This window comes from Mycobacterium sp. (assembly GCF_036273375.1).
Taxonomy (GTDB): domain Bacteria; phylum Actinomycetota; class Actinomycetes; order Mycobacteriales; family Mycobacteriaceae; genus Mycobacterium.
The window spans coordinates 1-12,466 of sequence record NZ_DASUHS010000131.1 but is presented as its reverse complement, the minus strand read 5'-3'; the positions used below and the strand labels follow the sequence as shown (position 1 = coordinate 12,466).

Sequence of the window (12,466 nt, the reverse complement as noted above, 5' to 3'; positions counted from 1 at the left end):
CAACACCCCCACCCACTAATCTCCGGGCACGCCCGCCCGGCACGGCCCTGTTGTCGGAGCGCTGACCTACAGTGGCTCCAGTGTTGGTCTCCGGCGACAGCATCGTGTACAGCGCATCGGATCTTGCCGCCGCCGCACGCTGCGAATTCGCCCTACTACGAGACTTCGACGCGAAGCTGGGCCGCGGGCCCGCTCCCGTCACCGTCGAGGACGAACTGCTCACGCGGACGGCCGACCTCGGTAGCGAACACGAGCAACGCGAGCTTGCTTCGCTGCGCGATCGGTTCGGGCAGGCCGTCGCGATCATCGGCCGCCCGGCCTACACGCCCGCCGGCCTAGCGGCGGCCGCCGACGCCACCCGGCGCGCCGTCGCCGACCAGGCGCCCGTGGTGTATCAAGCCGCCATGTTCGACGGCCGCTTCGTCGGCTTCGCAGACTTCCTGGTGCGCGACGGCGAGCGGTACCGAGTCGTGGACACCAAACTGGCCCGCTCGGCCAAGGTGACCGCGCTGTTGCAGCTGGCCGCGTACGCCGACGCGTTGGCCGCCTCGGGCATCCCGGTTGCGCCGGAGGCCGAGCTGCGCCTGGGCGACGGAACCGCGGTGCGGCACCGGGTTCGCGACCTGATCCCCGTGTACCGCACGCAGCGGACCCGCCTGCAGCGCCTCCTCGATGAGCACTATGCGGGCGGCACCGCGGTCCGCTGGGACGACGAGGGTGTGGCCGCCTGCTTTCACTGCCCGCTGTGCCTCGAGCAGTTACGGGCCGCCGACGACGTGCTGCTGGTGGCCGGTATGCGAGTAAGCCAGCGCGACAAGCTCTTTGATGCCGGCATCAGTACGGTCGCCGACCTGGCCGATCGTCGCGCACCGGTGCCCGACCTGGCGGCCAGCGTGCTGAACAAACTCGCTATCCAGGCCAAACTGCAAGTCCGCCAACGTGAAACCGGCGTTCCACAGGTCGAGGTCATCGACCCCCAGCCGCTGGCCCTGCTACCCGAGCCCGACCCCGGGGACCTGTTCTTCGACTTCGAAGGCGACCCGCTGTGGACCACCGACGGACGCGAATGGGGCCTGGAATATCTGTTCGGTGTATTGGAAGCCGGCCCGACGGGCAAGTTCCGCCCGCTGTGGGCGCACGACCGGGCCGACGAACGCAAGGCGCTGATCGACTTCTTGGCGCTGGTGGCCAAGCGCCGCAAGCGCCGCCCCAACATGCACATCTACCACTACGCGCCCTACGAGAAGACCGCGTTGTTGCGACTCGCCGGGCGCTACGGAGTGGCCGAGGACGAAGTGGACGAACTGTTGCGCAGCGGAACGCTGGTTGACCTTTACCCGTTGGTGCGCAGGAGCATTCGCGTGGGTGCGGAGTCATTCAGCCTCAAGGCGCTGGAGCCGCTCTACATGGGAACTCAACTGCGCGTGGGTGACGTGACCACGGCCGCCGGTTCGATCACGTCCTACGCACGGTACTGCGAACTCCAGTCGGACGGCCGCGGCGACGAGGCCGCATCCGTGCTCAAGGGGATCGAGGACTACAACCACTACGACTGCCGGTCGACTCAGGAACTGCGGAACTGGCTGATGTTGCGCGCCTACGAATCCGGCGTGGTACCGATTGGCGCCCAGCCCGTGGCCGACGGCAACACCGTCGATGACCGCGACCGGCTGGCGGTGACGTTGTCGACGTTCACCGGAGCCGCCGGCGTCGACGACCGCACTGCCCAGCAGACGGCGGTGGCGCTGCTGGCCGCGGCGCGCGGCTACCACCGGCGCGAGGACAAACCCTTCTGGTGGGCGCACTTCGACCGGCTGAACTTTCCCATCGACGAATGGGCGGATAACACCGATGTGTTCGTCGTCGAGCACGCGTCGGTCAGCGTCGACTGGCACACGCCGGCCCGCGCGCGTAAACCGCAGCGGCGGCTGCAGCTGCGCGGTGAGCTGGCGCGCGGCGACCTGAAGAGCGATGTCTTTGCGCTCTACCACCCGCCGGCTCCGCCCAGCATGACCGACAGCCCGGACCGGCGGGCGGCCGGGCGGGTCTCGGTCATCGAGGCCGACGATCCTGCGGTCCCCACCGAAGTGGTGGTACTCGAACGAGTTGGCAGCGACGGCAAGACTTTTCACCAGTTGCCGTTCGCGCTGACTCCAGGCCCGCCCATCCCGACGACGGCCCTGCGGGAGTCGATCGAGGTGACCGCGACTGAAGTGGCCGCTGGATTGCCGCAACTGCCACGCAGCGCCATCGTCGACCTGCTGCTGCGGCGCGCGCCCCGCGCGAGGGGCGGCACTCCCCTCCCGCGTAGCCACGACGCTGTTGCCGATATCACCGCCGCGCTACTCGATCTGGATTCGTCATACCTGGCGGTGCACGGGCCGCCCGGCACCGGCAAGACGCACACCGCGGCGCGGGTGATCCACGACCTGGTCACCGAACACGGCTGGCAGGTCGGTGTGGTCGCGCAGTCGCACGCCACCGTCGAGAACGTGCTGGACTGTGTGATCGACGCCGGTCTGGATCCGCAACGGATCGCCAAGAAGCGCAACGACCACCGGGCGCCGCGCTGGCGGGAGATCGACGGCGGCGCCTACGCCGCCTTCCTCGCTGACACGCCAGGATGTGTGATCGGCGGGACGGCATGGGATTTCGCCAACGCCAATCGGATACCACCGGGAAGCCTGGATCTGCTGGTGATCGACGAAGCAGGCCAATTCTGTTTGGCCAATACCATCGCCGTGGCCCCGGCAGCCGCAAACCTGCTGCTGCTTGGGGATCCCCAGCAATTGCCGCAGGTCAGCCAAGGCACTCATCCGGAGCCGGTGGACGCCTCCGCGCTGGAGTGGCTGGTCGACGGTCAGCGCACCCTGCCCGACGCACGCGGCTACTTCCTGGACCTCTCGTACCGCATGCATCCGGCGGTCTGCGCCGCGGTTTCGGCGCTCTCCTACGAGGACAGACTGCATTCCCACGAGTGCACCGCCGCCCGGCACCTCGACGGATATCGGCCCGGCGTGCAACTGCTTTCGGTTGAGCACCAAGGTAATTCGACTGACAGTCCCGAGGAGGCCGACGCGATCGTCGCCGCGATCAGCCAGCTGCTCGGCGCGTCGTGGACCGACGAACACGGCACCCGGGCATTGGCCGCCACCGATGTGCTGGTGCTGGCGCCCTACAACGCCCAGGTGGCGCTGCTACGTCACCGGTTGACCGCCGGCGCGCTCGCCGGAGTGCGGGTCGGGACGGTCGACAAGTTCCAGGGCGCGCAGGCACCGGTGGTCTTCATTTCGATGACAGTGTCGTCCATGGACGTGGCGCCCCGGGGAATCTCTTTCCTGCTCAACAGGAATCGGCTCAACGTCGCGGTCAGCCGTGCACAGTACGCGGCCGTGATCGTGCGTTCCCCCTCTCTGACGGAGTATCTGCCCGCGACACCCGCGGGCCTGATCGACCTGGGCGCCTTCCTGGCGCTGACGCACCCCGATCTGCGGTGACCGCCTAACCGGTTGCCGAATGCCGGCCCGAACCGGTGGGGTCGTCGTCCGGATCGGAGCGGTGATGCTGACCTCGCAGCGATTCACCCTCGGGGAAGTGCCGCCCGGCCGGGCCGTTGTGTTGGCGGCGCGGCGGTCGGGTGGGCCGATCAGCGGGCGGGAGGGGTTTGGGCGGGCGCCGCACCGCCACCTGGCGAAGGCGTTTGCCGCTGTCCACATGAGACCCGTTGTGGGCATGACCGATTGGTTGAGCCTGCGCGGTCGAATCGTCAAGAAATGTGTGCCACGAATCGGTGGGGTCACGGCGCGGCGCTCCGGTGGGCGCCGGTCGCGGGCGATCGACCCGCTGGTGGGGCGGCTCGGGATTGCTCCCCCGCTTTACGTCGGGCTCCCGCACCAGGACGAACTCCACATACTGGTCGTCGTCGTAGTCGTCGTCGACGACCTCGTCGTCAGGCCCGAACGGATCGTCGCCTGACCTGCCATCGCCCTTGCCCGCCCACGGCGCGGCACCCACCAGGAACAGTGCGGCGATGATCCCGAACAGCGCGATGAACGCAGGCAGCAGCACCGATTGCGACATCGCGGCCGCGAACGGTTCGCGCAGGAATCCGGGCAACTGCAAGGTGAGCGCCTCCTCGCCGGTGGCCCCGCCGGACGGCTGGCGCGGCATCTCATCGGTGATGCGCCACGTCATGAACGCGGCCATGCCGGCGCTGCCGAGCACCGCACCGAGCTGGCGCACGGAGTTGTATACCGCGGAGCCTGCGCCGGCCAGATGCGGCGGCAGGTTACGCGTCGCGGTGGCGGTCAGCGGCGACCACACGAACGCCATCCCGACCCCCATCGCGAAGAAGGGCAACACCAGCCGCCAGATCGGTGTCGTCGGTGACATCTCGAAGGTAAGCCAGGTCATCGCGATCGCCAGCACCGAGAAGCCGAAGCCGAGCACCGGCTGCGGATGGTATTTGTCGACGATCTTGCCGACGAACGGCGCGAAGACACCGTTGGCAATCGCCATCGGCGCGATCAACAGCGCCGAGCGCGTCGGCGACAGCCCGCACACGGCCTGCGCGTAGAACGTCAGCGGCAGCATCATGGCCGTCGCGGTGAACGAGACGATGGCGACCCCCACGTTGCACAGGCTGAAATCTCTGTCGCCGAAGATCACCAACGGAATCAGCGGTTCGTGTGCGTTCAGCGACTGCCAGAACGCGAAGGCCGTCATGAATCCGACGCCGGCGACGATCAATGCCCAGATCCAAGGCTGCCAGTGCGCGGCCTGCCCCTGTTGCAGCCCGAACACGATCAGGAAGATGCCGGCGCCGGACAGCGCCACCCCGATCAGGTCGAAGCGGTGCGACTGGGTGGGCAGCACCGGAACCAGCCAATACGCCAACACCAGCCCGATGACGCCGATGGGGACGTTGACGAAGAAAATCCACTGCCATCCCAGGCCGTCGACCAGGACACCGCCCGCCAGCGGGCCCACCAGGCTGGCGACACCGGCGGTGGCACCCCACAGGCTCACCGCGACGCCGCGTCGCTCCGACGGGAAGATCCGGGTGATGGTCGACAAGGTCTGCGGGGTGAGCAGACCCGCGCCGACGCCCTGCACGACGCGCGCCGCGATCAGCATGGCGGCGCTGCCGGCCAGCCCGCACCAGACCGAGGAGACGGTGAACACGACCAGGCCGATCAGGTAGAGGTTCTTGGGGCCGAACCGGTCACCCAGGCGCCCGGCCACCAGCAACACGACCGCATAGCCCAGCAGGTAGGCGCTGGTCACCCAGACCACGGTGTCGTAGCCGATGCGCAAGCTGGCCATGATGGTCGGGTTCGCGATGGCGACGATGGTCGAGTCGACCATGATCATGAAAAAGCCGATCATCATCGCCCACAGCGGGTTCCAAGGTTTCTGCGACTGCGGCGAGCTCCGAGTGAGAAAGTCCCAGCGGTTGGCGGCCCGGGCCGGCCCCGATCCCGCGCGCCCCGTTCCCTTGGGCATGCGGGGCGTAGCCGTCGTCATCCACCCCACCTCGTTTCGCTTTCGCTTCCGACGATGCTGTTCAGCCGTATCGGGCCGCCTCGTCCGCCATCCAACCCACGCAGGTCATACCGCGCGCGGCGCGGTAAACAGCATGCGGACCGGCAAACGGCACGGACCGTCGCAGACATCCAGCCTGCATTATTCCCGGTGAGGCAATAGGCCGGCAGCCGCGGACCCTCGGTCAGGGTGCATACCGCGTCAGGATTTGCCGCGGGCGCGTTAGCCTGGGGGAACGCCATTTGCAGGAGAGACGATATGCGGGCTCGACGGAAAAGGTCGCCGAACCGGTTCTTCACCATGTCAAACGCGGGACAGGAGCCGACCGCGAGTAACGGTCGACCCAAAATGTCCGCGCGGGCATTGGCACAGGTCATCGAGCGGAGCTCGTGGTTGCAGGGCCCGGCCGCCGAGGCCTATGTGACCAGGCTGCGCAACGCGAACCCGAATGCCAGCCCGGCGGAGATCCTGGCCAAGCTGCAGAAGCGGTATCTGGCCATCGTGACGGCCGGCGGCGTTGCCGTGGGGGGCGCCGCAACCGTCCCCGGCATCGGCACGATCAGCGCCCTGTCCGCTGCGGCCGCGGAAACGGTGACGTTCCTGGAGGCCACCGCGTTCTTCGTGTTGGCGGTGGCGGTGGTACACGACATTCCGGCCGATCACCGGGAACGACGCCGCGCGCTGGTGCTGGCGGTCCTCGCGGGCGACAACAGCGAGCACGCCGTCGCCCAGCTGATCGGTCCGCGCCGCACCAACGGCGGCTGGATTTCCGAGAGCCTCACCGCCCTGCCGCTGTCGTCGATGTCGAAGCTGAACTCACGGCTGCTCAAGTCGTGGGTCCGCAAGTACACCCTGCGGCGCGGCGCCCTGTTGTTCGGCAAACTGCTGCCGGTCGGAATCGGGGTCGTGGTGGGCGCCGTCGGCAATTACCTCGCCGGCAAGAAGATGATCCGCAACGCCAACAGGGCGTTCGGCGCCCCGCCCACGAGCTGGCCCCGCGCGCTGCACCTGGTGCCCAAGGTCCACGAAGCCGGCTAGCCCCCAGCGGTCCTCGTGCCCCGGTCAACCTGGCGAATCGGCGGCGAGAGGTTAGCCTTATAGGGCGGAAACAATGGGTACCGCAGTGGGTGTGAGGTGTTCGGTCATCCGGGGCCGACAAGGGTGCAGGCGCCGCGGGAATGCGCTTGCGGAACAGAAGAATTGAGGCGAACTGCGGTCGTGAGCAACACAAGTTCACCATTCGGGCAGAACGAATGGCTGGTCGAGGAGATGTACCGCAAGTTCCGCGACGACCCCTCGTCAGTCGATCCGAGCTGGCACGAATTTCTGGTCGACTACAACCCCGAGCCCACCAACGAATCGACGCCGGCCGCCCCGACCGGCGGTGATGGCGCGCCGGCCGCCGCCCCGGCCCCGGCCCCCGCGAAGCCGGCTCCCGCGACCCCGCAGACCACCGAAACCGCCAAGCCCCCAGCCCCTGCCGGCAATGGAGTCGCGCCGCGACCGGCGAAAGCCGCTACTCCCCCGCCGGCGGAAGGCGACGAGGTGCAGACGCTGCGCGGCGCCGCGGCGGCCGTCGTCAAGAACATGTCGGCGTCGCTGGACGTGCCGACGGCGACCAGTGTCCGCGCCGTCCCCGCCAAGCTGCTGATCGACAACCGGATCGTCATCAACAACCAGCTCAAGCGCACCCGCGGCGGCAAGATCTCGTTCACCCACCTGCTGGGCTATGCACTGGTGCAGGGGATCAAGAAGTTCCCGAACATGAATCGGCACTACGCCGAGGTCGACGGCAAGCCCACCGCGGTGACGCCGGCCCACACCAACCTCGGCCTGGCCATCGACCTGCACGGCAAAGACGGCAAGCGTTCCCTGGTGGTCGCCGGGATCAAGGGCTGCGAAACCATGCGGTTCGCGCAGTTCGTCACCGCCTACGAAGACATCGTCCGACGCGCCCGCGACGGCAAGCTGACCGCCGAAGACTTTGCCGGCGTGACCATTTCGCTGACCAACCCGGGCACCATCGGCACCGTGCACTCGGTGCCGCGGCTGATGAAGGGCCAGGGAGCCATCATCGGTGTCGGCGCCATGGAGTACCCCGCGGAGTTCCAGGGCGCCAGCGAGGAACGCATCGCCGAGCTGGGCATCGGCAAGCTGATCACGCTGACCTCCACCTATGACCACCGCATCATCCAGGGCGCGGAGTCCGGCGACTTCTTGCGCACCATCCACGAGATGCTGCTGTCGGACGCCTTCTGGGACGAGATCTTCCGCGAGCTGGGCAACCCGTACCTGCCGGTGCGCTGGAGCACCGACAACCCCGACTCGATCGTCGACAAGACCGCGCGGGTGATGGAGTTGATTGCGGCCTACCGCAATCGCGGTCACCTGATGGCCGACATCGATCCGCTGCGATTGGACGGCAGCCGGTTCCGCAGCCACCCAGATCTGGAGATTCTGAACCACGGCCTGACGCTGTGGGATCTCGACCGGGTGTTCAAAGTCAACGGCTTCGCCGGTAGCGAGTACAAGAAACTGCGCGACGTGCTGGGCCTGCTGCGCGACGCCTACTGCCGCCACATCGGCGTGGAGTACACCCACATTCTCGAACCCTCACAGCAGGAATGGCTGCAGCACCGCGTCGAGACCAAGCACGTCAAACCGACGGTGGCCGAGCAGAAGTTCATCCTGAGCAAGCTGAACGCGGCCGAGGCCTTCGAAACCTTCCTGCAGACCAAATACGTTGGTCAGAAACGGTTCTCACTGGAAGGTGCGGAAAGCATCATTCCGATGATGGACGCGGCGATCGACCAGTGCGCCGAGCACGGACTCGACGAGGTGGTCGTCGGCATGCCGCACCGCGGCCGGCTCAACGTGCTGGCCAACATCGTCGGCAAGCCGTACTCCCAGATTTTCAGCGAGTTCGAGGGCAACCTCAACCCGGCGCAGGCGCACGGCTCCGGGGACGTTAAGTATCACTTGGGCGCCACCGGCGTGTACCTACAGATGTTCGGCGACAACGACATTCAGGTGTCGCTGACCGCCAACCCGTCGCACCTGGAAGCCGTTGACCCGGTGCTGGAGGGTCTGGTGCGCGCCAAGCAGGACCTGCTGGACCGCGGCGCCGAAGATCACGGGGACGAGAAAGCCTTCTCGGTGGTGCCGATGATGCTGCACGGCGACGCCGCGTTCGCCGGTCAGGGCGTGGTCGCCGAGACGCTGAACATGACCCACCTGCCCGGCTACCGCGTCGGCGGCACCATTCACATCATCGCCAACAACCAGATCGGCTTCACCACCGCGCCGGAGTACTCGCGGTCCAGTGAGTACTGCACCGACGTCGCGAAGATGATCGGAGCGCCGATCTTTCACGTCAACGGCGACGACCCGGAAGCGTGCGCGTGGGTGGCCAAACTGGCCGTCGACTTCCGGCAGGAGTTCAAGAAGGACGTCGTCATCGACATGCTGTGCTACCGCAAGCGTGGGCACAACGAGGGCGACGACCCGTCGATGACCAACCCCGCGATGTACGACGTCGTCGACATCAAACGCGGCGTCCGCAAGAGCTACACCGAAGCCCTGATCGGCCGCGGCGACATCTCGATGAAAGAAGCCGAGGACGCGCTGCGCGACTACCAGGGCCAGCTGGAGCGGGTGTTCAACGAGGTCCGCGAGCTCGAGAAACACGGCGCGCTGCCGAGCGAATCGGTCGAGGCCGACCAGATGCTGCCGGCGGGCCTAGCCACCGCGGTGGACAAGGCGCTGTTGGCCCGCATCGGTGATGCCTTCCTGGCGGCCCCGGACGGCTTCACCGCACACCCGCGGGTGCAGCCGGTGCTGGAGAAGCGGCGCGAGATGGCCTACGAGGGCAAGATCGACTGGGCCTTCGGCGAACTGCTGGCCCTCGGCACGCTGGTGGCCGAGGGCAAGCTGGTGCGGTTGTCGGGTCAAGACACCAAGCGCGGCACCTTCTCCCAGCGGCACTCGGTGATCATCGACCGCAACACCGGCGCAGAGTTCATGCCGCTCAAGCTCTTGGCGACGAACGCCGATGGCACCCCCACCGGGGGCAAGTTCCTGGTCTACGACTCACCGCTGTCGGAGTACGCCGCCGTCGGCTTCGAGTACGGCTACACGGTGGGCAACCCGGACGCCCTGGTGCTGTGGGAGGCGCAGTTCGGCGACTTCGTCAACGGCGCGCAGTCGATCATCGACGAGTTCATCAGCTCCGGTGAGGCTAAGTGGGGCCAGCTGTCCAACGTCGTGCTGCTGCTGCCGCATGGCCACGAGGGCCAGGGTCCCGACCACACCTCGGGCCGCATCGAGCGCTTCCTGCAGCTGTGGGCCGAGGGTTCGATGACGATCGCGGTGCCCTCGACGCCGTCCAATTACTTCCACTTGTTGCGGCGCCACGCCCTCGACGGTGTGCAGCGCCCGCTGATCGTGTTCACACCGAAGTCGATGCTGCGCAACAAGGCGGCGGTCAGCGACGTCCGCGACTTCACCGAAATCAAGTTCCGCTCGGTGCTCGAAGAGCCGACCTACGAGGACGGCATCGGCGATCGCAGCAAGGTCACCCGGGTCCTGCTGACCAGCGGCAAGCTCTACTACGAGTTGGTGGCCCGCAAGGCCAAGGACAACCGCGAAGACGTGGCGATCGTGCGGATCGAGCAACTCGCCCCGGTGCCGAAGCGCCGGCTGGGAGAAACGCTGGACCGCTACCCGACCGCCAACCAGTACTTCTGGGTGCAGGAGGAGCCGGCCAACCAGGGTGCCTGGCCGCGATTCGGGCTCGAGCTGCCAGAGCTGTTGCCCGACAAGCTGACCGGGATCAAGCGGATCTCGCGCCGGGCGATGTCCGCCCCGTCGTCGGGCTCGTCGAAGGTGCACGCGGTCGAGCAGCAGGAGATCATCGACACGGCCTTCGGCTGACGGGGCGACCACTGGATCGGCGACCCGCAGGAATCGGGGACCGCTGGTACCGGCTAGCCTCGACGCAAACGTGCCGATAAGGAAGGGTGCTCATGCAAGGGTTCGCGGGCAAGGTCGCGGTGGTGACGGGCGCGGGTTCAGGTATCGGGCAGGCGCTGGCCGTGGAGCTGGCCCGCTCGGGCGCCAAAGTGGCGATCAGCGACGTCGACCTCGAGGGTCTGGCCCACACCGAGGAACAGCTCAAGGCGATCGGCGCCTCGTTCAAGTCAGATCGCCTCGACGTGACCGAGCGGGAGGCCTTTTTGGCCTACGCCGACGGCGTCAAGGAGCACTTCGGAAAGGTCAACCAGATCTACAACAACGCCGGCATCGCCTTCACCGGCGACGTCGAAGTCAGCCAGTTCAAGGACATCGAACGGGTCATGGACGTCGACTTCTGGGGCGTCGTCAACGGCACCAAGGCGTTCCTACCGCACCTGATCGCCTCCGGCGACGGGCACGTCGTCAACGTGTCCAGCGTGTTCGGGCTCTTCTCGGTGCCCGGCCAGGCGGCCTACAACTCGGCCAAGTTCGCCGTGCGCGGCTTCACCGAGGCGCTGCGACAGGAGATGGGGGCGGCCGGCCACCCGGTGGCGGTGACCACGGTGCACCCGGGCGGCATCAAGACAGCGATCGCGCGCAACGCGACGGCCGCCGAGGGACTCGACCCCGAACAACTCGCCAAGCTGTTCGACAAGCGGCTCGCCAGGACCAGCCCGCAACGCGCCGCCAAGATCATCCTGGACGCGGTCCGCAAGAAGAAGGCACGGGTCCTGGTCGGCACGGATGCCAAACTCCTGGACGTGATGGTGCGAGTGGCAGGACCCTATTACCAGCAGCTCTTCGGCCCAGTCATGGGCCGGTTGATGCCGAAAGTCTGACCTCAGCGGCCGAGCGGATGCTCGGCCAGCCAGCTGCCCGCCACCGCCTGCGGGTCCGCACCGGTGCGCACTTGCCGGCGCATCTCGACCAGGCCCGCGGTGTCCAGCACACCGGCCACTTCATTGATCGCCAGCAACTGCCGATCGCTGAGCGCGTTTCGGCGATAAAGCGGCACCACATTCTCCGCACGGATCAATGCGGGTTTGCCGTCGGCCAGCGCGACCAGGTCGCCGGGAATGCCGGGGTCGGCCGAGGTGGTCCATCCCGCAGTCAGCTGCCCGGTCCGAATTGCGGCGAACATTGTTGCGCCATCGGGAAATTCACGTGGCTTCTGTAGCCGGCAGGAGCCGACCGTGGACGGTTCCTGATGCCCGGCGACAGTCCCGACAACGAGGCCGTCGCAGTGGCGGGGCAGCGTGCTCAAATCCGCACTGACATCACTACCGCCCCACGCCTTGGCGGTGGGCTGACTGACCAGCAACACGGGCTTGTCTTCAGCGGCCGTCGTGTAGTCGCCCGCCACGACTCCTTCGGGTAGCGCAGCGATCATTGCGCGGTAGACGTCCTTGTCCGACATCGCCGTCGCGCCGGGCTGCAGAACTTGCAACGTGCGGCCGGTGAAGGCGGGAACGACGGTGAATGCGCCGGAATCCAATTGCGGCTTCGGGTCGGCCGCCGTCGCGGCCCGCGCGCCGAAGCCGTATGACCGCAGGGCGGCGAGGTAGACGCCGGCCAGCAGCGCCGAATCGGCGTCAGCCCGGGATCCGACCACCACTTCGGCGCGGGCAGGACGGTCGCCGGTACCGGTTGCGCAACCGGCCACGGCGAGTACGGCGGCGAGCAACGGCACCGCCAGCCTGCCGATTCTCACCCCCCGGCGACGGAAGTGTCTGAGGCTTCCGTGGCCAGTGCCACCGCCGTGGCGACCGCTTCCCCGACCCGGGTGTCCAGCGGGCTGGGGACGATCCGGTCGAGCGCGAGGTCGTCGCTGACGACGGAGAAGATCGCCTCGGCCGCGGCGACCATCATCTTTTCGGTGATCCGGCGCGCGCCGGCTTCCAGCGCGCCG

General features: G+C 67.5%; 6 protein-coding genes and 1 pseudogene. 4 read left to right on the top strand and 3 right to left on the bottom strand.

The window, feature by feature from the left end:
- Nucleotides 1–80 precede the first annotated feature (80 nt).
- A complete protein-coding gene (locus tag VFW69_RS12655) occupies nucleotides 81–3,497 on the top strand; it encodes a TM0106 family RecB-like putative nuclease (RefSeq protein WP_526501720.1) in 3,417 nt (1,138 codons plus the stop codon).
- Between the two features lie 4 nt (nucleotides 3,498–3,501).
- Here the strand turns inward: VFW69_RS12655 and VFW69_RS12650 are convergent, their stop codons facing one another.
- On the bottom strand, nucleotides 3,502–5,526 hold the full coding sequence (locus VFW69_RS12650) for an MFS transporter (protein ID WP_526501718.1): 2,025 nt from the start codon (nucleotides 5,524–5,526) through the stop codon (nucleotides 3,502–3,504).
- Between the two features lie 276 nt (nucleotides 5,527–5,802).
- On the opposite strand from VFW69_RS12650, the gene VFW69_RS12645 reads away from it, so the two are divergent.
- The 3 genes from VFW69_RS12645 to VFW69_RS12635 all read left to right on the top strand — a co-directional run bounded on the left by VFW69_RS12645 (nucleotide 5,803) and on the right by VFW69_RS12635 (nucleotide 11,396).
- Nucleotides 5,803–6,582 carry a hypothetical protein gene (locus tag VFW69_RS12645; protein WP_526501716.1) on the top strand — a complete coding sequence of 260 codons (780 nt, stop codon included), beginning with the start codon at nucleotides 5,803–5,805 and terminating at the stop codon, nucleotides 6,580–6,582.
- A 180-nt stretch (nucleotides 6,583–6,762) separates the two neighbouring features.
- Nucleotides 6,763–10,476, top strand: a complete 3,714-nt coding sequence (locus VFW69_RS12640; RefSeq protein ID WP_526501714.1) for a multifunctional oxoglutarate decarboxylase/oxoglutarate dehydrogenase thiamine pyrophosphate-binding subunit/dihydrolipoyllysine-residue succinyltransferase subunit — start codon at nucleotides 6,763–6,765, stop codon at nucleotides 10,474–10,476.
- 92 nt (nucleotides 10,477–10,568) lie between these two features.
- Nucleotides 10,569–11,396: an SDR family NAD(P)-dependent oxidoreductase gene (locus VFW69_RS12635; protein ID WP_526501712.1), complete on the top strand. Its 828-nt coding sequence runs from the start codon at nucleotides 10,569–10,571 to the stop codon at nucleotides 11,394–11,396.
- Between the two features lie 2 nt (nucleotides 11,397–11,398).
- Here VFW69_RS12635 and VFW69_RS12630 read toward each other — a convergent pair whose 3' ends face one another.
- Together VFW69_RS12630 and VFW69_RS12625 are read right to left on the bottom strand one after the other, a co-directional pair.
- Nucleotides 11,399–12,268: a glycine betaine ABC transporter substrate-binding protein gene (locus VFW69_RS12630; RefSeq protein ID WP_526501710.1), complete on the bottom strand. Its 870-nt coding sequence runs from the start codon at nucleotides 12,266–12,268 to the stop codon at nucleotides 11,399–11,401.
- Nucleotides 12,265–12,466 (bottom strand): annotated as a pseudogene (locus VFW69_RS12625) (NAD-dependent malic enzyme); the annotation flags it as partial. The pseudogene VFW69_RS12625 and the gene VFW69_RS12630, both read right to left, overlap by 4 nt.